The organism is Nocardia sp. SYP-A9097 (assembly GCF_009649815.1).
Classification (GTDB): domain Bacteria; phylum Actinomycetota; class Actinomycetes; order Mycobacteriales; family Mycobacteriaceae; genus Nocardia.
The window spans coordinates 1-24710 of the sequence record NZ_WJIC01000028.1 but is presented as its reverse complement, the minus strand read 5'-3'; the positions used below and the strand labels follow the sequence as shown (position 1 = coordinate 24710).

Sequence of the window (24710 nt, the reverse complement as noted above, 5' to 3'; positions counted from 1 at the left end):
AAGACCCGCCGGAGCGGTGCGGTCATATACCTGGATGGAGAAGAGATGAGCGAGAGCACCCGGACCGCGAAAATGGCCGTCGCGGTGGCGATCATGCCGATCGCAGTCCTGACGAACCCCACGCCCGCGGCAGCGACGGCGCCACGCTATACGGAGTATGTGGCACTGGGAGATTCGTGGTCCGCCGATGCCACGGGGAGTCGGATCAGCACCGAGTTCACGCCCGCGACCTGCGCGCAGAGCGCACATAACTACCCCAAGCAGGTGGCGGCCGCACTGTCGATTCCGGTATTCCGCGATGCCACCTGCGGCGGAGCCCGGACACAGCACATGACAACCCCACAGGGCACCAATCCACCACAATTCGACAGGCTCACGGCTACAACGGATCTGGTGACCCTCGGCATCGGCGGCAACGACGCGGAGCTGTCCAAGACCGTATCTACCTGTCTAACAACTGATCCCGCAGCGACGCCTTGCCTCGAGGCGATGGTCTCCAACGGCGTGGACCGGATGAGCGAGGCGATCGCGGCCGCCGCCCCCGGAGTGCGGGCCACCATCACCGGGATCCGTGAACGGTCTCCACACGCCCGCATCGTGCTGCTGGACTACTTCCAGGGTGTCAGCGCTACCGGTGGCTGCTTCCCGCGCATCCCCATCTCCGCCGCCGACGCCATCTGGCTGAGCGACAAACTCCGCGAACTGCACCTCATGCTCGCGCGTACCGCCGCCGACTCGGGCGTCGACTTCGTCGATACTTATACGAGCAGCGGCGGCCACGACGCATGCCAAGCACCGGGCATCCGCTGGGCGGAGGGCCTGATCCCATACTCCGACACACCGATAGGTCTCGCCGTCCCGTTCCACCCGAACCAGCTCGGGGCGGACTATCAGGCACGGCGGGTACTGGAGACACTGGAATCCTAGATCCGACCGAGATGTTCGCGGACACCAGCACACGCCCGTCGGCATAGAGCGCGTTCACTAGGCAGCAGATCGGTGAATACCGCAGGTTTGGAATATGTCTCGCCACCAGCCCGCGGTCGTGCGGCGCTCGTCCCCGCAATGAGCCCGCCCGGTATCGCTTCATCGCGACACCGGGCGGGCTCAGCTGTGGATCAGGCCAGCGTATTGCGAATTCGCAAGAGGGAGGCGAACATCCACTCGCGCGCTTCGACCAGGTGACTCGGCGAGGCGTGCACATCGTCGAAGACCTTGGTGTCGAGATCGCGCACATTGTTGCGCATATGGTCGACCTCGGTGCGCGGGATGATTTCGTCCCGCAGACTCGCCAGGTACGCGACCGGAATCTCGAGTCGTTTCAGCTCGGTGCCGGTCAGTGCCCAGTCCGGGAGCAGCTCGAGCAGGCCGGCGGGGTCCGTTCCGGTCAGGTGCGCGAGCGTATCCGTGGTCACCCGGGGGATGCCGCGCAGCCACTCGATATCGGTGAAGAAGTCGCTGATCGGCGGGGAGTTGGACACGATCCCGCGAATCCGCTCGTCCACAGCGGCGCAGCGCAGGGCGAGATGCCCGCCGAAGCTGTTCGCCATGGCGATGGTGTGCTCGACATCGGCGCCGTCGGTGAGGGCATCGAGGATCGGCGGCAGCATCTGCCAGCTGTTCCTGTCGTAGGGGACGGTGTTCTCGCCGACTCCGGGCATCTCGCACAGCACCACGGCCATCCCGACCGCTTCGGCCAAATGCAGTACCGAGGCCCACTGTTGCTTCAAACTGACGATGCCGCCCATGAACAACAGCAGTGGGCGTTTGTCCCGGGTGGACAGGCCGCCGGCCAGGCACCGCAGGCTGCCGTCGGTCCCATCCGGCCGCACGTCGATACTCTCGAGGCTCGTGCCGCGTAGCCGCCAGGTGTCGAAGGTCCGGATCGATCGGCGCAGCGCCTCGGCGCGGGCGGGACCGTCGACGAATGGGAAGCGCGCCATCGTATAGCAGTGCGACGCCGTCAGGAGTTCCCCCTCCGTCTCGAATTCGCTTGCCACCGTGGACCATTCGTAGACCCACGCGCCGGGTCCGTCGTCATCGCTGGTGATTCGGTCCATGATCTGCTGCCAGAGGCCCTCCGGGAGTTCCTGCAGCTGTGAGTGGACCGAGGCGAACTGCTTCAATTCGTCGAGAACGTTCATTTCGCACCTGCCGCTTCGCTGGTCGTGGGCACCGCGCCGGTGCCGGGTTTGGGCATGCCGAACATGCCGCGCTGGATGGAGTCGAGGATGGCGAGGGGGAGTTTGGTCACCCAAACCAGTTGCCGGGCATCGCTTCCCGCGAGGTAGCGGCGCTTGGGCCGGCTACTGCTCGCCGCGCGCAGCACCACCTCGGCGATGACATCGGGGTCGGTGCCCCGCTCACCCATATCGAGCATTTTGTCGATCGTGGTCCGGTAGGCGTCGCCGTACAGTTCCTGCCCGGCAGCGCCCATTTCCGCGATGGCCGTCTCGCGATCGGTGGCCACCTTGTCGAAGGCCGAGCTGTGCACCGCGCCGGGTTCGATCAGCACGACGTCGATATTCCAGGCGGCGAGTTCCAGGCGCAGCGCCTCGGTCAGCGCCGCGAGCGCGCTCTTGGTGGCCGAATGGGATCCGCCGAACGGGGAGACGAACCAGCTCGAGGTCGATCCGATCATGATGATCCGGCCCGCACCGGTGCGCAGCAGCGGCAGGAAGGCTTGCGAAACACGAAGTGGGCCGGCGACATTGACGTCCATATGGTGCAGCAGGCGTTCCGGCGCGAGAAACTCCAGTGACTGGAACAGTGGAACACCGGCATTGTTGACCAGGACGTGCAGACCCTGCTCGCCGACGTGTTCGTGCACCGCGTGCGCCGCCTCGGCTATCTGATCGGTGATCGTGGTGTCCATGATCAAGGGGGTCAGCGTGTCCGGGGCCTGCGCGTGCAGGTCCGCGCCGTCCGCCGCTCGCCGTACAGTGGCGAATACGTGAAATCCGTGCTGTGTCAGCCGTAGCGCGGTCGCCCGGCCGATGCCGGTCGAAGCGCCCGTCACCACGGCATGCTTGCGCGTACAGTTCATCGTTCTTGCCCTCCGAGAATTATTGCGGCGCCGCGATATTCGTGCTCCGCGGGTGATGTGGCGCGGGCGCGCCGACCTGAGCGATCTCGAATTCGGAAGTCTCACCGGGAATTCGAGAGCAGCGCGGACAATTCGGCGATCACCGCGTCTCGTTGTTCGGCCAGATAGAAATGACCGCCCGGGAAGGTCTTCAGGGCGAAGTTCCCGGAGGTGTAGCTCTGCCACGCCCACGCGTCGTCGATCGTCACCCGCGGATCGCTGGTGCCGACGAAGGCGACGATCGGGCACGACACCGTGGCATCGGATGCGCATTCGTAGCGTGACACCGCCCGATAGTCGCTGCGCACGGCGGGCAGTATGAGCGGCAGGAATTCATCGTCGCCCAGCAGCGTGGTGTCGGTTCCGCTGAGCATTCGCAATTCCGCGACGACACCGTCGTCGTCGAGTTCGTGGATATCGTCGCGCCCGGGCCGGGAGGGCGCGCGCCTCCCGGACAGCACCAGGGCCGCGGGTCCGGCTCCCCGGATGTGTTCCATCCTGCGGGCCACCTCGAACGCGACGAGCGCGCCCATACTGTGGCCGAACAGGATCGGCGGATGATCGGCGTGGACCGGCAGGGCCGCGACGATGTGGTCGGCGAGAAGGCCGATATCCTCGATCGGAGATTCGCGCCGCCGGTCCTGCCTGCCCGGGTACTGCACGGCCAGCACATGCCGATCCGGTTGCAGCGCAATGGATACGGGGAAGAAGAAACTTGCCGAACCGCCCGCGTGCGGGAAGCACACGAGGTCGGCGGGGGCGTCGGGGGAGCCGTGATAGCTCCGGATCCAGGTCGTGCGGTCCACCGATGTCACGGTTTCCACCTCGTTCGTTCAGCAGGCCATGTCGAGGAGTGATTCCTCGCCGGTGAGGATGGCGTAATTCATTTCCTGCAGGCTGCGGCAGGGTTCCAGCCCCAATTCGTTTTTCAGCCTTTCGCGTCCTTCGCGGTAGACCGAGAGCGCGTCCGCGCGGCGATCGGATCGGAAGAGCGCGAGCATCAGATATCGGAGGAAATTCTCCCGCATCGGATATTCACCGGCCAGCACGTACAGGCGGCCGACGACTTCCCGGTGCTTGTTCATATTGAGGTAGGCGGCGATCAGTGTTTCCAGGCATTCGATCCGGCTCTCTTCGAGCCAGGTGGCGTAGGAATCGAGGATCGGGCCGGCGCGTAGATCCAGCAGTGAGGTCGAACGCCACAGTGCCAGTGCGCGTTCGAGGCGATCAACCGCGACCTCGAGGTCACCTCGGAGTGAGCCGGCGCGGCCTTCGCTCACCAGCTGTTCGAAATCGGAAACATCGATTTCGTCATTGAGGGTCCGGAGCATATATCCGAGCGGCCGGGTGATGATGGGGCCCATGTCCTTCCCCGAGGACTGGCGGCCGACATCGTGTTCCGGACCGAGGAATTTGCGAAGTTGTGACACATAGACATGCAAGGCAGCGCTCGCGCGCCGTGGCGGCTCGTCACCCCAGATCTCGATGATGAGCTGGTCTCGGTGAACCGCTTGGTCCCGTTTTGCCAGCAGAGTCGCCAGGAGGATTTCAACCTTCCTGGCGCTGATGAAGTGGACGTCATCCCGGCGGATTACCTGGATTGGTCCTAGTAGCTCATATCTCACCTTGTAACCCCCGGCGGACCATGCTGCCGTTCGTTGCCGTGAAACTGCCTGAGTCACTGGCGGTGCCGCGCCTCATTGCTGTCGGGACCGCCGGGCAGGCCTGCACGGCGGTCGCGTGGCAGGCTCAAACTTGACAGCTGAAAGCTAGCTGCCATAGCTTGTAGGCTATGCGATATTCCCGAATGTTGCAACGCAAGCATCGGCGTATCGCCGATGGTGACTCATGCCAGTGGGTCGACGATGCCTAGGGTGGGCCTCACGATCGATGTGATCGTGAACGAGGCCGCCCAGATCGTCGACGCGGACGGGCAGCGGCTGACCTTGACCGAGATCGCGAAGCGGATGGGTGTCGCGCAGCCGAGTCTGTACAAACATATCGGCGGCCTCGACGAGCTCCAGGCCAAGCTGGCGGTGAAGGCGTTACGCGATATCGGCGATGCGCTCCGCCGTTCCGCGACGGGTAAGGCGCGCATCGACGCGCTGCGTGCGATGGCGAATGCTTACCGCGGCTACGCCCGATCCCACCCAGGATGCTTTCGGTATCTCCTCCACACACCGGAGCCCTGCACCAAGGACTATCAGCTCGCGGGCGCGGCCGCGATGTCGGTGCTGTACGACGTGCTCGAGGGGTACGGCATCACCGGTGAATCGGCCGTCGACGCGGCCCGGGTCGTACACAGTGCCTTTCACGGTTTCGTCAGCATAGAGAACGCGAACAGGTTTCAGCTCCCGCGGTCTGTCGATTTCAGTTTCGAACGTCTCGTGAACGCCCTGGATCAAGCGCTCGCTACCTGGTGATGTTAATTCCGACTTTAGAGCCGGAACAGCACCCTGTGGTGGACTGAAGCCAGGCGAGTCGGCGACACATTACGCAACCCGCTCATTCGTGAATTGTTCGACCAGGACAAGGATAGGTGCGGGGACGCCATGGCGAGCACATGCCTGAACGCAATCAGAGACGCGATAACGTCGGGTAATGGTGAAGGTGTCGGTGATCTTCCTTTGCCCGATTCGATGCGGGCCGTCACCGTCCGCGAATCGGACATCGGCATCTTCGATGGATTACACACCTGGGAAAAGGATCCCCGGCGTTCGATTCATATCGACGAGGTGCCGATTCCGGCCATCGGTCCCGGTGAGGTCCTTGTCGCCGTCATGGCGAGTTCGATCAATTACAACACGGTCTGGAGCTCGATATTCGAGCCGATTCCGACCTTCAAATTCCTGTCCAAGTATGGCCGGACCGCGGCGGGCCGGGGACATGATCTGCCCTATCACATACTCGGATCCGATCTCTCCGGAGTCGTGCTGCGGACCGGCCCCGGTGTCAACAAATGGAAGCCCGGCGACGAGGTCGTGGCCCATTGTCTGAGCGTCGATCTGGAGGGTCCCGACGGGCATAACGACTCGATGCTCGATCACGAGCAGCGCATTTGGGGCTATGAGACGAATTTCGGCGGCTTGGCCGAGATCTCCCTGCTCAAGGCCAATCAGCTGATGCCCAAGGCCACGCATCTGACCTGGGAGGAGGCTGCCGCGCCGGGGCTGGTGAACTCCACCGCGTATCGCCAGCTGGTCTCCCGCAACGGTGCGCAGATGAAGCAGGGCGACGTCGTGCTGATCTGGGGTGCCTCCGGCGGGCTCGGTTCGTATGCCACCCAACTCGTCCGCAATGGTGGTGGTATTCCGGTATGTGTGGTCTCGAGCCCGCAGAAGGCCGAGATATGCCGCGCGATGGGTGCGGATCTGGTGATCGACCGCGAGGCCGAGGGCTACCGATTCTGGCGGAACGCGACCGAGCCGGATCCGAAGGAATGGCGCAGATTCGGTGCGCAGATCCGGGAACTGACCGGTGGTGCGGACCCCGATATCGTGCTCGAACATCCGGGCCGCGAAACGTTCGGTGCCTCGGTGTATGTGGCGCGCCGCGGCGGCACCGTCGTGACCTGCGCGTCGACGTCCGGCTACGACCACCATTTCGACAACAGATATCTCTGGATGAATCTCAAAAGGATTGTCGGCTCGCACTTCGCGAATTATCGCGAATCGTGGGAGGCCAATAGGCTTATCATGTCGGGCGCGATTCATCCGACCCTGTCGAAGGCGTATGCGCTCGAGGCCGCCGGCCAGGCCATCGCCGATGTCCACGGCAATGTTCACCATGGGAAAGTCGGTGTGCTCTGCCTGTCGCCGGAGGAGGGTCTCGGCATCTCCGATACCGAGCGCCGGGCCAAATACAGTGCCGAACTCTCACGATTCCGGGTTTCGGAGACGGGAATTCGATGAAATGGCCGAGAATGCGATGAGCGGCACCCGCCAGGCGGCGGGTATACACTTTCGCCGCGAGGTGGCGGACCGTAATTTCCTACCGCGTGCCACGGTGCGCCCGCTGCGCCCGAAATTGGGGCACATTGATTTTCTGAATTGCATGCCGCTGCTGTGGGGGTTGGCTCGTACCGGAATCCTGTACGACGTCGAGCTGATTCGTGACTCACCGGAACGGCTGAGCGATTCTCTGGTCTCGGGCGCACTGGAGATCGGGCCCATCAGTCTGTACGAATTCCTGCGGCATTCGGATGAATTGATCATGCTGCCGGATATCGCCATCGGCAGTGACGGCCCGGTGATGTCCTGCCTGATCATCAGCAAGGTGCCGCTCGAGCAATTGGACGGCGCGCGGGTCGCGCTGGGTTCCGCGAGCCGCACATCCATCCAGCTGGCCCGGCTACTGCTGACCGACCACGTCGGTGTGCGCCCCGAATTCTTCGGCTGCAGATCCGATCTCGCGGCCATGCTGGAGACCGCCGAGGCGGCCGTCGTCATCGGTGATGTCGCTCTGCGAGCCGGTCAACAGGCCGCGGAACTCGGTTTACGAGTGTACGACCTGGGTGAGCTGTGGCGGGACTGGACCGATTTGCCGTTCGTCTTCGCCGTACTGGCAGCGCGTCGTGATTTCGCCGAACGGCGGCCCGAGGACGTCTCCCGCACCCATCGCGCGCTGGTGACGGCTCGCGATCTGGGTTCGGCACAGATCCGGACCATCTGCCGTGAGGTGGCGCAATGGGAGGAGTTCAGCGAGGAGCTGCTGTTCGAGTATTACACCCGCGCATTGGATTTCACCCTCGGTGGTCGGCAACTGGACGGTATCGCCGAGTTCGCCCGCCGGTTGGCTGGGCAGGGTGCGGAATTCCCTGCCGGACCGAGTCCGCGACTCTTCGAGGCGCAATGAGCACCGCGATCGAAACTTCTTCCGATGGAGTGGATTTCGGTCCGATACGGCGGGTGGCCGCTATTGCGCGTACCGATGGCGACCGAATCGCGTTGCGTTACTTGGATAGTACCTGCACCTATCGCGAGCTCCTCACCCGCGCACAGGATTTGGTGGGCTATCTGGACGCGCACGGGGTGCGCCCCGGCGACCGGGTGCCCTATCTCGGAGGCAATAGCGTCGCCTTCTTCGTCGCCTACCTGGCCACCGCTTGGCTGGGCGCGATCTTCGTCCCGGTGAATCCGCGCCTCACCGCGGCGGAACTGGGGTACATCCTCGCCGACTGCGCACCCCGTGCCGCGGTCACCGAGCCGCAGCGCCGCGAGGTGGCCGCCGAGGTGGCGCCCGCTCTGGACTGCGCTCTCGTCGATGCCGCCGACGGTCGGCTGTTGTCCCCGCGAGTGCGGGGTGTTCCGGTGCCCGATGCGGTGCCGCGCGCCGCCGCCGACGCGGCCATGCTCGCGTACACCTCCGGCACCACCGGCCGCCCGAAGGGCGTACTGCTCAGTCACGGCAACTACGCGTGGAATTGCGCGAATCTCGATGCGGTGGTGCCGACGGCGGCCACCGATTGCACACTGGTGGTGGCGCCCCTGTTCCATACCGCGCCATTCGGTTGTTTCGTCCTGCGCACCCTGCTGTGCGGTGGTACGACCGTGGTGAGCCGGGCCTTCGATCCCGAGCGGATGCTCGAGGATCTGGTGGCGCACCAGGTCACCACGGTGTTCGCGGTACCCGCGATGATGCAGAGCATTACGCGTTCACCCCGGTTCGCCACTGCGGATCTGTCGCGGTTGCGCGTGGCCGTGATCGCGGGCGCGTCGGCGTCGGCCGAGCTGATCGAACGGTTTCTCGAGCGCGATGTCGATCTCCGGAACGGGTATGGGCTGACGGAAACCCTTTTCTTGACCTGTGATCCGGCCGGGCAAACGTCGGTGTCTCCGGGATCGGTGGGAATGCCCTTGCCGCACACCGAAGTTCGCGTGGTCGATATTCGGTCCGGACTGCCGTTGACGGTGCCGGGAGCAACCGGCGAGGTATGCGTCCGAGGCCCGAATGTCTGCGCCGGATATTGGCGATACCCGCACTCGGCGGCCCCCGCGGTCGATGCCGACGGCTGGTTTCATACCGGCGATGTCGGTTATCTGGATGGCGGTGGGCGACTGTTCCTGGTGGACCGCCTCAAGGACATGATCATCGTCGGTGGCGACAATGTGTACTCGGCGGAGGTCGAGCAGGCCTTGGCGGGGTTCCCCGGACTGATCGAGATCGCGGTGGTGGGTGTGCCCGATCCGATGGCGGGGGAGGGCGTCGCCGCGGTGGTCGTCTGCGCGGACGAGATGACGCCCGAACTCGCGGAACTGCGGCGGTTCGGCGTTCGGCGGCTGGCCGAGTACAAGCTGCCCACCCGGATCCTCGGGTTACCGGCGCTACCGCGCAACGCCATGGGCAAGATCGACAAAACTCAGCTCCGTGCGGCCCTGCGACCGGAGCGTCCGCAGGTGCGCGAGTCCGGGAATTCCCCGGCCACCGCGCCGGATCCGGCCGGTGTCACCGCACGCCCGATCCGCGCGGACCTGTCCGGGCCGCCGCCCGAGGTCGCGCGATCGCGGGTGACCGCCGCAGTCGCCGCACAGGTGGCGGATATCGTCGGCGTCCGCGTCGGCTCGGTGCCGCCCGAGGTGTCGTTACGCGATATCGGACTGGGCTCGCTCGGCGCGGTGGAACTGAGCAGGCGGATCAACGCCGAATTCGGCACCCGGCTGCCGGCCACCGCCGTATTCGACGCACCGACCCTGCTCGCCCTCGCCCGGACCGTATGGGCACAGGTCACCGCGGTGAACCCCACCGCGCCGAATCACCTCGACGCGGTCGCACCGCGGATCGAGTCGACGACCGGATCGCCGATCCCGGCATATATCGAATCGGCCACCAATGACGATCTCTTCGCGCTGCTCGACCGCCATCTCGAGGATCGTCGACACCCTTTCTGATTCGCTGAGGAGGCGATCCGCATGTCGGACGAGGAGCGGCTTCGGCACTATCTCGAGCGTGCCACCGTGGAACTGCTGGAGTTGCGCCGGCGCGTGACCGAACTCGAGGACGCGCGGTGCGAGCCGGTGGCCGTGATCGGGATGAGCTGCCGGTACCCGGGGAATGTGAACTCCCCCGAGGAGCTGTGGCAGGTGGTGGACCAGGGCCGAGATGTGATCGGCGACTTCCCGGTCGACCGCGGCTGGGACCTGGATACCCTGTTCGATGGCGACGCCGACCGGCCGGGGCGCAGTTATGCGCGCCAGGGCGGATTCCTGCACGGCGCGGCGGATTTCGACGCCGCGTTCTTCGGTATCAGTCCGCGCGAGGCGCTGGCGATGGACCCGCAACAGCGGTTGCTGCTGGAAATCGCCTGGGAGGCACTGGAATACGCGCGCATCAACCCGCAGGAGGTGCGCGGCTCCCAGGTCGGGGTCTTCGCGGGTGCGATGTACCACGAATACGCCGCACGGCTGCGCGCGTTCCCCTCGGAGTTGGAGGGGCACCTGGGCACGGGAAGCGACGCCAGTGTGATTTCCGGGCGGGTGGCCTACGCGCTCGGACTGCACGGGCCGGCCATCACGGTCGACACGGCCTGCTCCTCCTCGCTGGTCGCGGTCCATCTCGCGGCTCGCTCACTGACCGCGGGGGAGTGTGATCTGGCGCTGGCCGGAGGCGTGACCATCATGCCGACACCGAGATCGTTCGCCCAGTTCTCCCGGCTACGTGGCTTGGCCGCGGACGGCCGATGCAAGTCCTATGCCGCGGCGGCCGATGGCACCGCCTTCGGTGAGGGCGCGGGAATGGTTGTGCTGGAACGGCTTTCCGATGCGAAGCGCAATGGGCATCGAATCCTGGCGCTGCTTCGCGGGTCGGCGGTCAACTCCGACGGTGCGTCGAACGGCCTGACGGCTCCCAGCGGAGCGGCGCATCAGCGCATGATCCGGGACGCGCTCGGCCGTTCCGGGTTGGCTGGCGCGGATATCGACGTGGTCGACGGCCACGGGACGGGGACACCGCTGGGCGACCCGATCGAGGCGCAGGCATTGCTGGCGACCTACGGCCGGGACCGGGAGGCGCCATTGCTGCTGGGCTCGATCAAATCGAATATCGGTCACACCCAGGCGGCGGCGGGGGTGGCGGGCATCATCAAGATGGTGCAGGCCATGCGGGCAGGCCGGGTGCCCGCGACGCTGCATGTGGACGCACCGTCCCCGCATGTGGATTGGTCGGCGGGCAAGGTGCGGTTGGTGACCGAGCCGCACCCGTGGCCGTCATCCGGCCGACCGCGGCGCGCCGCGGTCTCGTCCTTCGGGGTGAGCGGCACCAACGCGCATATCGTGCTGGAGCAGGCGCCGATACCCGAGGAACCGGCGGCGACCGTGTCGGCGCCGGCCTTGATCCCGTGGGTGCTCTCGGCGCGGAACGCCGCGGCGCTGACGGCCCAGGCCGCTCGCCTGCGGGATCGCAGCACGGCACCCGACGAACCGTCCGCCCTCGATATCGGTCATTCACTGGTCGGCACGCGCGCTCGCCTCTCGCATCGGGCCGTGGTGCTGGGCGCGAACGGTCACGAGTTGGCGGCCGGGCTGGCCGCCCTGATCGACGGCCGGGAATCGCCGCTCGTGGTGTCCGGGGAAGCGGCGGCGGCCCCCGCGCTGGCGATGATGTTTCCCGGGCAGGGCGCCCAACAGGTCGGTATGGGCGCCGGGCTGATCGCCGCCTTCCCGGCCTATGCCACCGCATTCCACGAGGTCTGCGCGCATTTCGAGGGGAAGCTGCCGCGGTCGCTGGCCGAGGTCGTGCTGGCCGAACCCGGCACTGGCGCGGCTCGTCTGCTCGACCGGACCGGATATGCCCAGGCCGCGCTGTTCGCGGTGGAGGTGGCCTCGTATCGCCTGCTCGAATCCTGGGGTGTGACACCGGATTTCCTGATAGGTCACTCGATCGGTGAGATCAGCGCGGCCCATCTGGCAGGTGTGTGGAACCTCGGCGATGCCACCACCTTGGTCGCCGCGCGAGGCCGGCTGATGGACGCGCTCGACGAGGGCGGCGCGATGCTGGCCGTGGAGGCGGGCGAGGCCGATGTGTCGGAGTGGTTGACCGAGGTCGCCGGCGTCGCGACGGTGGCCGCGGTGAACGGACCCCGGTCGGTGGTGGTCTCCGGTGCGGCGGGGGCGCTCACCGATTTCGCCGCGGCGGCGACGGCCGCGGGCGCGCGGACCACCTGGCTGACGGTGAGTCACGCCTTCCATTCCCCCTTGATGGAGCCCATGCTCGGCGAGTTCGCCCGGGTCTGCGCCGGTCTCACCTACTACGCGCCGGTCCTGGCGATCCTGTCCAATGTGACCGGTGAACCGGCGGATCCGGACCTGCTGCGCACTCCGGAGTATTGGGTGCGGCACGTGCGCGCCACGGTCCGATTCGCGGACGGAATGCGGTGGTTGCGGGCCGCGGGCGTCGATACGGTGATCGAGGTGGGGCCGGGATCGGCGCTCACCGGAGCGGCCCGCGAGTCGGGTGCGGATGGGCAGCCCCCGCTGTGCGCTGTGCCGATGCTGCGCCGGCGAGTGGACGAGGTGCGGTCCGCGGTCGCCGCCGTCGCCGCGGTGTTCACCGCGGGTGTCCCGGTGGACTGGGCCGTGCTGTTTGCCGGGACTGGTGCACGCTACCTCGACCTGCCGACGTATCCCTTTCAGCGGCAACGGTATTGGCTCGACGCCCGGAGCGACGCGGCCGCCGCCCCGGGTGCGGCGGGCCTGGACCATCCCTTCCTCGGAATGGCATTGCGACTGGCCGGTGACGAGTTGCTGCTGACCGGAGAGTTGGGGCACGGGGAACAATCGTGGCTGTTCGATCACACGGTCTTCGACAGCCCGGTGGTCCCGGCGGCGGTCTTCGTCGAGCTGGCATTGCGTGCGGGTGTCGAGGTGGGCTGCGCCGTCCTGGACGAGCTGACCGTGGTCGCGCCGCTGGTCCTGCCCGATACCGGCGTGGTGCGGATACAGCTGCGGGTGGGCGGTCCCGATCCGGATGGCCGCCGACCGGTCGGCATACACGGGCGGTCTCCGGAGTCGCCGGAGTATGAGTGGACCGAGTACGCGACCGGCTGGTTGGCCGAGCGCGCAGGCATACCAACGGCGGAGCCGATCGGGGTATGGCCGCCGCCGGGTGGCGAGCCGTCGACACCGACGGGGTTCTATCCCGGGCCCGGCGACTCCGGGCTGTGGTACGGCCCAGCCTTCCAAGGACTGCGCGCGACATGGCAGCTCGGCGACGAGATCTTCGCCGAGGTGCTGCGGCCCGAGCAGGAGGGCGAGGTCGGCGACTTCGAGATGCACCCGGCCCTGCTCGACGCGGCACTGCATGCCATCCTGACCGTCGATACCGGGGCCACACCGCGGACTCGGCTGCCATTCGCCTGGTCGGATGTCAGGATGTGGGGCCGCGCGGCCGGCGTGCTGCGCGTGCGGATCACCCGGATCGGCCCGGAGTCGGTCTCGATCGCCGCGACGGACGAACACGGTAGGCCGGTCCTGTCGATCGGATCACTGACCCTGCGGGAGATCGCCGCCGACCAGCTGCGCGGCCACCGTTCGGACGGTGCCGCCCTGTTCCACGTCGAGTGGAAACCATTGGAGTACACCGATCTACTGGTCGGCGAACGGTTCGATGTACGCCCGCGGCAGGCGGGCGCCGATTGTGTGCGGCAGGCGGTCACCGCGACCCTCGACCGCCTGCGCGCACGCCTGGCAACGGCCGGGATGGGCGATCCGCCATTGACGATCGTGACCCACGGTGGGCTGGCGGTTCCGGGTGCGGCGGAGACGGCGGACCCGGCCGCGGCAGCGGTGTGCGGTCTGGTCCGGGCGGCGCAGGCCGAACACCCGGGCAGGTTCGTCCTGGTGGATACCGATGGGGCCGTGGGTGATCCGATGCCGAGCGGCCATGCGGAGGTCGCGGTGCGGGCGGGCCGAGCCTGGACCCCGGGCCTGGTGACGGCCGCGCCCACCGGTCTCGCCGACTGGGATGTGACCGGAACGGTATTGGTGACCGGCGCGGGCGGCACGATCGGACGGTTGCTCACCGAACATCTGGTGAATCGCGGTGTGCGGCACCTGATGCTGGTCGGACGCACGGCGGTGGCACCCCAGTGGGTCACCGGCCTGGCTGCCGAGGTTTCGGTCGTCGCCTGCGATGTCGCAGACCGAACCGCGCTGGCGGCGGCCCTGCGGTCCATCCCCACCGCGCATCCGCTGACCGCGGTGGTGCACGCCGCGGGCATTGTCGAGGACGGATTGCTGGAGTCGCTCACGCCCGAACAGGTCGATCGGGTGCTGCGCCCGAAGGTGGACGGCGCGTGGAATCTGCACGAGCTGACCGCGGACCTACCCGTGACGCGATTCGTCCTGTTCTCCTCCGCGACCGCCACTCTGGGCGCGGCGGGTCAGGCCAATTACGCTGCCGCGAACGGTTTCCTGGATGGTCTGGCGCGATACCGGCGCGCGCATCGGTTGCCCGCGGTGTCGATTGCCTGGGGCATCTGGGCTCGGCGCGGCGCCATGACGCGCGACCTGGACGACGGCGATATGGCGAGAATCGCCCGGACCGGCGTCCTGCCGCTCTCGGACGAACAGGGATTGGCCCTGTTCGACGCCGCGTGCGCGGTCGAAACACCCGTCGTGGCGGCCCTGCGGATCGATCGCCGGGTGCTGGGTTCGGCAGCCGCGGCGCCGCTGTTGCGGACCCTGGTGCGTGCTCCCCGGCGGAACTCCGGCCGAACATCCGGCACCGAACCCGCGCTCGCCGAGCGGCTCGCCGCGCTGAGCGAGCGGGATCGGCACCGGACGGTACTGGACCTGGTGTCCGAGCAGGTGGCCATCGTGCTGGGCCATCACGGGGCCGGCGATGTCCCGGCCGAGCGGGCCTTCAACGAGCTGGGATTCGACTCCCTCACCGCCGTGGACCTGCGCAATCGGCTCGCCACCGCCACCGGGTTGCGGCTGGCCGCGACGCTGGTCTTCGATCATCCGACGGTGGTGGCGCTCGCCACCCATCTCACCGCGGAGCTCGAACCGCGGGAGCGCGTGCCGCTCGATGCCAACGCACCGGTCATGCCGAGCGTGGACCGATTCGAGGACGTGGACGAGGCCACGATCGTGGCGATGCGAGCCGAGGATCTGGTGAATATGGCGCTCGGGCGCGAGACGGCGGGCACGCTGTCCGAGGGCTTCTGGAACGATGTCGAGCCGGTGAGCTGAATGAGTTCGCAACGATATGACGTCATAGTCGCCGGTGGCGGCTCCGCGGGGGTGGCGGCGGCCATCGGTGCCGCGCGTGCCGGCGCCCGGACGCTACTGCTCGAACGTGGTCCATGTCTCGGTGGTGCGGCGACATTGCGAAATGTCCTGACGTACTGCGGCATCTATACGCGCGAGGATCCGCCGAGGCAGGTCGTGTACGGCGTCGCGGAGGAGGTGATCCAGCAGCTGCGCAAGGTTTCGGCGATCTCGGATCCGACCCGATTCACTTCTGTCGCAGTCGTTTTCGATCCGGAGTCGGTCAAGTGGGTACTCGATGCACTGTGCGCGTCCGCCGGTGTGGACGTGCGTCTGCTCAGCCAGGTGGTCGGCGCGCGGCGCGACGGCGATGTCATCACCGCGATCGATGTCGCCGATCATCGTGGCGTACACCATTATTCGGGTGCGGCGTTCGTGGACGCGACCGGTGAGGCGGACCTCGCGGCCTTCGCCGGTGCGCAGGTGCGCTACGGCAATGCGGGCCGCGTGCAGAACGGTACCCTGGGTGTGCGTTTCGGCGGCATCGCCGCCGGCGCGGAGGTGACGAGGGCGAGTATGACGGCGGCCATCACCACCGCGAAACTGCGCGGTGCGGCCGGGCCGTTGTACGCCGACCGGGGTCTGGTCGCCCGGTTGCCGATATCCGGCGACGTCATCGCCTATGTCGTGGACGAGGATTATGACGTGCGCGATCCGGTGTCGTACGGCCGGGCCGTCACCAGCTCCGGCCGGCAGGCCGCGGCGTATCTGGAGGTGCTGCGGACGATTCCCGGCTGCGCGGACGCGTACATCGTCGGGACGGGTCCGGAATTCGGGACCCGCGAATCCAGGCACATCACGGGCCGCTATCGCCTTTCCAGCGCCGAGGTGCTGGGCTCGGCGCGATTCCACGATGTGGTGGCCCTCGGCGCCTGGCCCATCGAATACCATCCGGGACGGGGCAAACCGCCGGAGTGGCAATTCGTCACCGATGACGGCTATTACGACATTCCGCTGCGGATCCTGCAGAGCGCGGACGTGGTCAACCTGCTGGCGGCGGGTCGCGTCGTCGACGGGGATCAGGGCGCCGGTGGATCGCTGCGGGCGATGGGTACCGCGTTCGCCACCGGTCACGCCGCGGGTGTGGCCGCCGCACTGCTGTACCGCGGCCCCGATCCGGCCGCGGTACAGCGGGAGCTCCGGCGGCAGGGAGCTTTTCTGGGACGGTGACGGTCAGGGTTGTGCGAGCTGGACGGTCACGGTGACTTTGCCGCCGTCCTGGTGGGCCACCGCGTGCGCGGCCCGCTCGGTCCCCTTCAAACGCACCGAGAGCGGGCCACCCGCCCCGACGAAATTGCGCCACCAGGTCTTGTCGCCGGGGCGTTCGACACCGATGGTGATCTGGTCGGCGCCGGGTCCGGCCAGATATCCGACCGGTGTGCTGAATGACCGTCCCGACCGGCGGCCCGTGTAGGTGATCACCACGATGCCCCAGTCGACGAGATGGCTCCACCGGCCCGAGTCGGACAGCGCGCGCACCCCCTTGTTCAGCGCTCCTTCGACTACACGATAGAACTGCTTCCGCACCACCACGAAGACTCCTTCTTTCGACTGCCGATCAGATGCCGGATCCATTCTCGATCGCACTGCTTAAGCGCGGCTAAAGCGGGAATCCGAGGGTTTCGGTGAGTACGTCGAGATGATGGGCGAACAGCGCCTCGAGGTCGCCGAATGTGGTGGGCCCGTACTGTTCGAAGACCTCGAAGTTCACCACGGCGAACAGCGCGGCCCAGACGAGGACGCCGCGCGCGATGAGTGGGTCCGGGGTGTCGATGTCGAACGAGGAACGGATCGCGTCGAAGTTCGCGCGCAGTGCGGGCGGGACCGTGACGGTCGCCGGCAATGTCACCGCACCCGAGGCCCACGCCTGCTGATAGACGGCGATGAGCGCGCCGATCACCCGGGTCCCCGGGCCGACGGTCTGCTCGCGCGGCGCGTGATAGCCGGGCACAGGTGAACCGAAAAGTAGTGCGTACCTTGCGGGTTCGCGCAGTGCCCAGGCGCGCACCGCCCAGCAGATGGCCTGGAATCGCGCGCGTGCGTCATCGGCGGGTGCGAGCGCGAGTGCGGCGTCGACTTCGTCGCCGAGTTCGTCGTAGGCCTCGACGACGAGCAGGGTGAGCAAATCGTCGCGGCTCTTGACGTACCGGTAGATCGCCGACGATACGACGCCGAGATCGCGTGCGACCGCCCGCACCGACAGTGCCGCGGCACCGTATTTGGTCAGATGGTCGCGCCCGATCTGTGTTATCTCGGCCATGGTCCGGGCTCGCGCACGCTCTCTGGGACTTCCGGCCATCACGTGAGGGTGCCATCGCGACGCGCGCACTGTCAATCACCGCGAGTCCCGCTCTCGCACAGTCGAAGTCAAGAATTCAGTTAGCAAGGCTTTAGCCCGGGGAGTCATTCTTGTTCGAAAGGTGCGGGGGACTATCCGAGACACAACAGCGGGTTTGAATAGTAGAAAGTGCGCTGCGCATGAACAACGAAGACAAACTCCGTGATTACCTCAAGCGCGCGACGGTCGATTTGCGCCAGGCGAAGAAGCGGTTGCAGGACGCCGAATACAAGCGCCATGAACCGATCGCGATCGTCGGAATGGCCTGCCGGTTCCCCGGCGGAGTGGCCTCGCCGGAGGATCTCTGGGAGCTGGTCGCCAACGGCCGCGACGCCATCTCCACGGAGTTCCCCACCGACCGCGGCTGGGATCTGGACGGGATGTTCGACTCCGACCCCGACGCGTTGAACAAGGTCTACTGCCGGGATATCGGGTTCCTGCTCGACGCGGCCGAGTTCGACGCCGAATTCTTCGGGATGAGCCCGCGTGAAGCGGTCTCCACCGATCCGCAGCAGCGGCTGTTGCTCGAATGTTCGTGGGAGGCGCTCGAGCGCGCCGGTCTCGATCCGCGCGCTCTGCGGGGCAGCCGGACCGGCATGTTCGCGGGCGTGATCATGCACGGTTACGGGTGGGGCCGCGCTCGGACCACGGACACCGAGGCGTATCAGCTCACCGGCAGCACCGGCAGTGTCGCGTCGGGTCGAGTGTCGTACGCCCTCGGCTTCGAGGGTCCCGCGATGACCGTCGATACCGCGTGTTCCTCGTCGCTGGTGGCATTGCACCTGGCGGTGCAGGCGCTGCGGAGCAATGAATGCTCGCTCGCGCTGGCCGGTGGAACGACGATCATGGCGGGGCCGAATGTGCTGTTCGGTATGAGCCGACAGCGTGGTTTGGCACCGAACGGCCGCTGCAAGGCGTTCAGCTCGGACGCCGACGGCACCGGACTGGCCGAAGGTGTCGGAATGCTTGCGCTCGAACGGCTTTCGGACGCGAAGGCGCGCGGCCATCGGGTGCTGGCGGTCGTGCGCGGCAGTGCGGTGAACCAGGACGGTGCGAGCAATGGCTTGAGCGCACCCAACGGACCGTCGCAGGAACGGGTGATCCGCCAGGCGCTGGCCGACGCCGGGTTGAACACCGACGACGTGGATGTCGTCGAGGCACACGGGACAGGCACCCCGCTGGGTGATCCCATCGAGGCGCAGGCGCTGCTGGCGACCTACGGGCAGGGACGCGATCCGCGTTCGCCACTGTGGCTGGGGTCCCTGAAGTCCAATATCGGGCATGCGCAAGCGGCCGCGGGTGTCGGTGGCGTGATCAAGATGGTGCAGGCGATGCGGAACGGCGTGATGCCGAAGACCTTGCATGTGGGTGTGCCCAATGACGAGATCGACTGGGATTCCGGCGCGGTGTCACTGCTGCTCGAGGAACGCGGCTGGCCCGTATCGGCCGAGCGGCCACGCAGGTCCGGGGTGTCCTCGTTCGGTATCTCCGGCACCAACGCGCACGTGATCCTGGAGCAGGCGCCGGATCTGCCTGCCGCGGCGGAACCCGAGCCGGCACCCGCCGTGCTGCCGATCGTGTTGTCGGCCAAGACGGAACAGGCTTTGCTCGGCCAGGCCGCGCGGTTGCGGGACCATCTGCTGACCCATCCCGAACCGAGTCTGCGTGATATCGCGTACTCCCTGGTGACCACGCGTGCCGCGTTCGAGTATCGGGCCGCGGTGGTCGCGGCCGGTCGCGACGAGGTGATCGCCGCGCTCGACGCGCTCGCCGACGGGGTCCCGTCGGCGTTCGTGCACCGGTCCGACGGCCCGGCCGCCAAGCGCGCCGGCAAATGCGTATTCGTTTTTCCCGGACAGGGTTCGCAATGGATGGGGATGGCCCGCGAATTGTTCGCGTCGGCCCCGGCGTTCGAGATCCAGGTGCGGGCATGTGCGCAGGCGTTGTCGCCGTTCGTGGAATGGGACCTGTTGGAGGTCTTGAATTCTGACGATGAGGCGTTGCTGGCACAGGTCGATGTGGTGCAGCCGGTGCTGTGGGCGGTGATGATCGGCTTGGCCGCGCTGTGGCGGTCGTACGGGATCGAACCCGCTGCGGTGGTGGGGCATTCGCAAGGTGAGATCGCCGCCGCGTTCGTGGCCGGGGCGCTGTCGCTGGAGGATTCGGCGCGGGTGGTGGCATTGCGGTCGCGAACGATCAAGGAGCTGGCCGGGACGGGCAGGATGGCGTCGATCTCGTTGTCCGAGGCCATGGTTCGCGAGCGGCTGGACGCGTTGCCCGAGCGGGATCTGCATGTGGCGGCGGTGAACGGACCGGCTCTGACGGTGATCGCGGGTGATTCCGGACAGGTGGAGGGTTTCGTGGCCGGGTGCGAGGCCGACGGGGTGCGGGCGCGGATGATCGCGGTGGATTACGCCTCGCACTGCCCACATATGGTTCGGCTCGAGGAGCGGATTCTGGCCGAGCTGGCGCCGGTGCGGCCGCGGTCGGGGCAGGTGCCCTTCTACTCGACCTTGACCGGTGGACGGTTCGATACCGGGGGTCTGGATGCACGGTACTGGTTCGACAATTTGGCCGGCCCCGTACTGTTCGAGCAGGCCACCAGCACATTGGTCGAGGCCGGGCACTCCGTATTCATCGAGATCAGTCCGCATCCCATCCTGACCGGGGCTGTCGCGGACACTGCGGCGAGTACCGAGAACGGCGTGGCGATCGGCTCGCTGCGCCGGGACAACGGCAGCCTCGATCAGTTCATGATCGCCCTGGCACAGGCTCATCTTTATGGCCACAGTCCGGAGTGGGACGGTGTCATCCCCGGTGGCGGGATTATCGATCTACCCACCTATGCGTTCGACCATCGGCACTATTGGCTGGCGACGCCGGACGAGGGTGGTGACGCGTCCGCGTTGGGCATTGTCGCGGCGGATCATCCGCTGCTCGGTGCCGCCACCGATCTACCCGATGGGCACGGCTGGCTGTTCACCGGCAGGCTGTCACTGACCGACCAGCCTTGGATTGCCGACCACGCCGTCTTCGGCACGGTGCTGTTGCCGGGCACCGCGTTTCTCGATCTCGCCCTGCACGCCGCGGCCCGCACCGATACGGCGCAGGTCGAGGAGTTGATGCTGGAGGCTCCGCTGCCGCTGCAACCGGGGGAACAGGTCCAGATCCAGGTCAGGATTACCGACGCCGACTCCGGTCACCGCGCGCTGAGCCTGCACTCGCGGCTCGCCGACGGCGAATGGACCCGGCACGCGACGGCCGTCCTGGTCCCGGCGGACGGATCGGGCGCGGACCCGAGTTGGGCCCGTACCTGGCCACCGCGGGGCGCGGAACCGCTGGAAGTGAACGGGCTCTACGACACACTCGCCGCACAGGGGTACGAGTACGGACCGATGTTCCAGGGCCTGCGGGCGGCCTGGCGGGCCGACGGGGTCACCTATGCCGAGGTTGCCCTGCCCGAGGGGGCCGACGCGACCGGGTACGGAGTCCATCCCGCCTTGCTCGACGCGGCCATGCACCCGCTGATTCTCGCGATCATGGGTAATGACGATGCCGGTGTGCGGCTGCCGTTCGCGTGGTCTGGTGTCCGCCTGTACGACACCGGTGCCACGACGCTGCGGGTGCGCCTGGGCACCACCGGATCCGATGCGGTCAAGGTGCAGTTCGCGGATTCGCTCGGCACGCCCGTGGCAAGTGTGGAATCGCTTGTGGTGCGGCCGATCTCGCCCGATCAACTGGCGGCGTTGCGCGCCGGCGGACCGCGGCAGCTCTACGGCGTGGAATGGGCTCCCGTCCCTGTCACGGTGGGCCGGTCGGGCGCGGTGCCGCTGGTGCTGCCCGGATCGGAGGTGGCGGATTTGGTGGCGTGTGCCGCGCAGCAGCCGGGGCTGGTCGTGGTGCCGATCGCCGCGGGTGCGGGTGCGGTGCCGATCGAGGTCCATACGGTGGCGGCACGGGTATTGGGTTTGGTCCAGACGTTCTTGGGGGAGCCGGGCTTCGCGGAGTCGCGGTTGGTGGTGGTGACCCGGGGCGCGGTTGCCGCGAACAGTGCCGATCGCATCACGGATCTCGCCGGTGCGGCGGTGTGGGGATTGCTTCGGTCGGTGCAGGCCGAGCATCCGGATCGGTTCGTGCTGCTGGACCTCGATGGCCCGGTCGATACCGGAGTGGTGGCTCGGGCGGTGGCCGGTGCGGCGGCACAGGTGGCGGTGCGGTCGGGAGCGCTACTGGCACCGCGGCTTGCTCGGGTGCCGAGTGCGGGCGGCCGGGTACCGGAGCCGACGGGGGCGGTGCTGATCACCGGTGGCACCGGCACTTTGGGCGCGTTGACGGCGCGGCATCTGATCACCGAATACGGCGTGCGCCGGTTGGTGCTGACCAGTCGCCGGGGTCCGGAGACGCCGGAGGCCGAGCGGGTGCGGGCGGAGTTGACCGGGCTGGGTGCGCAGGTATCGATCCTGGCCTGCGATATGAGCGATGCCGAGGCGGTGCATGCCCTGGTCCGGGGGATCGACGGATTGACCGGCGTGGTGCACGCGGCGGGTGTTCTCGACGACACCGTGGCGACCGCGATGACGGTCGAGCAGTTGGATCGGGTGCTGGCGCCGAAGGTCGACGGCGCGTGGCATCTGCACGAGGCGACGGCGGACCTGGATCTGGCGATATTCGCGCTGTACTCGTCCGCGAGCGGAATGCTGGGCAATGCGGGGCAGGCCAATTACGCGGCCGCGAATACCTTCCTGGACGCGCTGGCGTCTCATCGCCGCGATCAGGATTTGGCGGGGACCAGCCTCGCCTGGGGCTATTGGGCCGAAACGAGTGCTCTGACAGGGACTCTCAGCGAGATAGACAAGGATCGTATCGTCCGTAGCGGTCTGGAACCGATGTCCACGGACGCGGGTCTCGCGCTGTTCGACGCGGCGCTTGCCACGACGCGCCCGGCCCTGTTGGCGACACCGATCAATATCGGCACACTCCGCGATCAGCAACATACCGGCACGCTCGATCCGTTGCTGCTGTCGCTGCTGCCCGCGGCCCGGACCAAATCCGCGACCGGCGGGAATCTCACCGCGCAATTGGCCGGTTTGGCGCCGGAGGATCAGCGCGTGCTGGTTTCGCGGACCGTCCGCTCGCATATCGCGGCGGTGCTCGCGGCGCCGAATCCCGAGAGTATCGACGCGAGCCTGCCGTTCAAGGATATGGGCTTCGATTCGGTGATCGCGGTCGAGCTGCGCAACCGGCTCAACGCGGCGACCGGTCTGCGCCTGCCCGCGACCCTCGTCTTCGACTATCCGACGCTCGATGCGATCGCCGGGTATCTGCTGGCGCAGGCTGCCCCCGCGGAATCCGATGTGGCACAGCAGGTTATCGATGAGATCGGCAAGCTGGAGCTCATTCTGGCGGACGCGCCGGACGGTGCTGAGGAGCGGGCGCGGATCCTGCGGCGGCTCAAGTCGCTGGTCACCTCGTGGGAGGCCGGGCACAGTCCGCAGTCCGAGGTCATCGATCAGATCGAGGCCGCATCGGTCGACGATGTCTTCGATTTCATCGATCACGAGCTCGGCCGGATTCCGCAATAACGGACCTACCCGCACTTTTGAACGGATAGCTCGAATGTCACACTTCAAAAGCAATGTCGGCGACCTGGAATTCAATCTCTTCGAGGTGCTGGGCCTGGACCGGATTCTCGACTCCGGTGCGTTCGGTGATCTCGACGCGGACACCGTCCGGGCGATGATCGACGAGGTCCGCCGACTGGCCGAGGGCCCACTGGGTGAGTCGTTCGCCGATGCCGACCGCAATCCGCCGGTGTTCCACCCCGATACGCACAGCGTGCTGCTGCCGGAGTCGTTCAAGAAGAGTTGTCGCGCACTGTCCGACGGCGGGTGGGACAAGCTCGGACTCCCCGCCGAGCTCGGCGGCGCGCCGATACCGCGCGCCGCGTTCTGGGCGATCGCCGAGCTGGTCCTGGGCGCGCAGCCGGCCGCGTTCATGTACGGCATGGCCGGGACGCAGTTCGCCAGAATCTTCTACGACAATGCCACCGCGGAGCAGCGGCAGTGGGCCAGGATCGCCATCGCACAGGGCTGGGGTGCCACCATGGTGCTCACCGAGCCGGATGCCGGATCCGATGTCGGCGCGGGCCGCACCAGGGCCGTCGAGCAGCAGGACGGCTCCTGGCATCTCGAGGGTGTGAAGCGGTTCATCACCGGGGGTGACTCCGATGACCTGTTTCCGAACATCATGCACTTGGTGCTGGCTCGCCCCGAAGGCGCGGGACCGGGCACCAAGGGCCTGTCGCTGTTCTTCGTGCCGAAGTTCCACTTCAACACCGAGACAGGTGAATTGGGCGAACGCAACGGTGTCTTCGTCACCGCTGTCGAGCACAAGATGGGTTTGAAGGTGTCGGCGACGTGTGAGCTGACCTTCGGCGGTCACGGTGTTCCGGCCAAGGGTTGGCTGGTCGGCGAGGTGCACAACGGCATCGCGCAGATGTTCGACGTCATCGAGAACGCTCGAATGATGGTGGGCACCAAGGCCATCGCCACCCTGTCGACCGGTTACCTGAACGCGCTGGACTACGCCAGGACCCGCGTCCAGGGCGCCGACCTGACCCGGATGACCGATAAGGCCGCGCCCCGCGTGACCATCACCCACCACCCGGACGTGCGCCGCTCGCTGGCCATGCAGAAGGCGTACGCCGAGGGCCTGCGCGCCATCTACCTCTACACCGCTGCCCATCAGGATCCCCTTGTGGCCGAACAGGTTTCGGGTGCCGATCCGGAGATGGCGGCGCGGTTGAACGATCTGCTGCTGCCGATCGTCAAGGGTGTCGGCTCCGAGCGCGCCTACCAGTACCTGACCGATTCGCTGCAGACCTTCGGCGGCTCGGGCTTCCTGCAGGACTACCCGATCGAGCAGTACATCCGCGACGCCAAGATCGACTCGCTGTACGAGGGCACCACCGCCATCCAGGCGCAGGACTTCTTCTTCCGCAAGATCGCCCGCGACCGCGGTG

15 protein-coding genes are annotated in these 24710 nt (G+C 67.0%); 9 read left to right on the top strand and 6 right to left on the bottom strand.

The genetic code is table 11. The features are described 5' to 3' along the window. The first annotated feature begins 45 nt into the window (after positions 1-45). A complete protein-coding gene (locus GFY24_RS33835) occupies positions 46-927 on the top strand; it encodes an SGNH/GDSL hydrolase family protein (RefSeq protein WP_153809193.1) in 882 nt (293 codons plus the stop codon). 191 nt (positions 928-1118) lie between these two features. Here the strand turns inward: GFY24_RS33835 and GFY24_RS33830 are convergent, their stop codons facing one another. From GFY24_RS33830 to GFY24_RS33815, 4 genes are all read right to left on the bottom strand, one after another. Further along, complete coding sequence (locus GFY24_RS33830; protein ID WP_153809192.1) at positions 1119-2144, bottom strand: alpha/beta fold hydrolase; 1026 nt, start codon at positions 2142-2144, stop codon at positions 1119-1121. After that, positions 2141-3019, bottom strand: a complete 879-nt coding sequence (locus GFY24_RS33825) for an SDR family NAD(P)-dependent oxidoreductase (protein WP_194853122.1) — start codon at positions 3017-3019, stop codon at positions 2141-2143. Before GFY24_RS33825 ends, GFY24_RS33830 begins: the two co-directional genes overlap by 4 nt. Positions 3020-3147: 128 nt before the next feature. Beyond that, positions 3148-3900 (bottom strand): alpha/beta fold hydrolase, encoded by a 753-nt coding sequence (locus tag GFY24_RS33820; protein ID WP_309231655.1) that lies wholly within the window; start codon positions 3898-3900, stop codon positions 3148-3150. 18 nt (positions 3901-3918) lie between these two features. Beyond that, positions 3919-4710: an AfsR/SARP family transcriptional regulator gene (locus GFY24_RS33815; RefSeq protein ID WP_309231654.1), complete on the bottom strand. Its 792-nt coding sequence runs from the start codon at positions 4708-4710 to the stop codon at positions 3919-3921. A gap of 240 nt (positions 4711-4950) precedes the next feature. Here GFY24_RS33815 and GFY24_RS33810 point away from each other — a divergent pair, with 240 nt between their 5' ends. The 6 genes from GFY24_RS33810 (at position 4951) to GFY24_RS33785 (ending at position 16521) form a co-directional block, all read left to right on the top strand. Further along, positions 4951-5508, top strand: coding sequence for a TetR/AcrR family transcriptional regulator (locus GFY24_RS33810; RefSeq protein WP_153809190.1), 558 nt, complete (start codon positions 4951-4953; stop codon positions 5506-5508). Positions 5509-5712: 204 nt separating this feature from the next. After that, positions 5713-6996 carry a crotonyl-CoA carboxylase/reductase gene (ccrA, locus tag GFY24_RS33805; protein WP_228566910.1) on the top strand — a complete coding sequence of 428 codons (1284 nt, stop codon included), beginning with the start codon at positions 5713-5715 and terminating at the stop codon, positions 6994-6996. A gap of 1 nt (position 6997) precedes the next feature. Beyond that, positions 6998-7939 (top strand): menaquinone biosynthetic enzyme MqnA/MqnD family protein, encoded by a 942-nt coding sequence (locus GFY24_RS33800; RefSeq protein WP_228566909.1) that lies wholly within the window; start codon positions 6998-7000, stop codon positions 7937-7939. Then, a complete protein-coding gene (locus tag GFY24_RS33795; RefSeq protein WP_153809188.1) occupies positions 7936-9972 on the top strand; it encodes an AMP-binding protein in 2037 nt (678 codons plus the stop codon). The genes GFY24_RS33800 and GFY24_RS33795 overlap by 4 nt, the downstream gene beginning before the upstream one ends. 21 nt (positions 9973-9993) lie before the next feature. Further along, the gene (locus GFY24_RS33790) at positions 9994-15273 is read left to right on the top strand and encodes a type I polyketide synthase (protein ID WP_153809187.1); all 5280 of its coding nucleotides are present in this window, start codon (positions 9994-9996) and stop codon (positions 15271-15273) included. Continuing rightward, entirely contained in the window at positions 15274-16521 is a 1248-nt protein-coding gene (locus tag GFY24_RS33785; RefSeq protein WP_153809186.1) for an FAD-dependent oxidoreductase, read from the top strand. It begins immediately after the preceding gene. A gap of 3 nt (positions 16522-16524) precedes the next feature. On the opposite strand, the gene GFY24_RS33780 is transcribed toward GFY24_RS33785, so the two are convergent. Both GFY24_RS33780 and GFY24_RS33775 read right to left on the bottom strand, forming a co-directional pair. Next, complete coding sequence (locus GFY24_RS33780) at positions 16525-16884, bottom strand: hypothetical protein (protein WP_309231653.1); 360 nt, start codon at positions 16882-16884, stop codon at positions 16525-16527. A 67-nt stretch (positions 16885-16951) separates the two neighbouring features. Beyond that, positions 16952-17650 carry a TetR/AcrR family transcriptional regulator gene (locus GFY24_RS33775; RefSeq protein WP_153809185.1) on the bottom strand — a complete coding sequence of 233 codons (699 nt, stop codon included), beginning with the start codon at positions 17648-17650 and terminating at the stop codon, positions 16952-16954. 179 nt (positions 17651-17829) lie between these two features. On the opposite strand from GFY24_RS33775, the gene GFY24_RS33770 reads away from it, so the two are divergent. Both GFY24_RS33770 and GFY24_RS33765 read left to right on the top strand, forming a co-directional pair. After that, positions 17830-23271: a type I polyketide synthase gene (locus tag GFY24_RS33770; RefSeq protein ID WP_153809184.1), complete on the top strand. Its 5442-nt coding sequence runs from the start codon at positions 17830-17832 to the stop codon at positions 23269-23271. Positions 23272-23305: 34 nt separating this feature from the next. Then, positions 23306-24710 (top strand): acyl-CoA dehydrogenase family protein (locus GFY24_RS33765; RefSeq protein ID WP_153809183.1); only part of this gene is annotated, 1405 nt, incomplete at its 3' end.

Coding starts and splice junctions, on each gene's coding strand:
- GFY24_RS33835 (WP_153809193.1), top strand. CDS start 46: ATGAGCGAGAGCACCCGGACCGCGAAAATGGCCGTCGCGGTGGCGATC.
- GFY24_RS33830 (WP_153809192.1), bottom strand. CDS start 2,144: ATGAACGTTCTCGACGAATTGAAGCAGTTCGCCTCGGTCCACTCACAG.
- GFY24_RS33810 (WP_153809190.1), top strand. CDS start 4,951: ATGCCTAGGGTGGGCCTCACGATCGATGTGATCGTGAACGAGGCCGCC.
- GFY24_RS33800 (WP_228566909.1), top strand. CDS start 6,998: ATGGCCGAGAATGCGATGAGCGGCACCCGCCAGGCGGCGGGTATACAC.
- GFY24_RS33795 (WP_153809188.1), top strand. CDS start 7,936: ATGAGCACCGCGATCGAAACTTCTTCCGATGGAGTGGATTTCGGTCCG.
- GFY24_RS33790 (WP_153809187.1), top strand. CDS start 9,994: ATGTCGGACGAGGAGCGGCTTCGGCACTATCTCGAGCGTGCCACCGTG.
- GFY24_RS33785 (WP_153809186.1), top strand. CDS start 15,274: ATGAGTTCGCAACGATATGACGTCATAGTCGCCGGTGGCGGCTCCGCG.
- GFY24_RS33775 (WP_153809185.1), bottom strand. CDS start 17,650: ATGGCCGGAAGTCCCAGAGAGCGTGCGCGAGCCCGGACCATGGCCGAG.
- GFY24_RS33770 (WP_153809184.1), top strand. CDS start 17,830: ATGAACAACGAAGACAAACTCCGTGATTACCTCAAGCGCGCGACGGTC.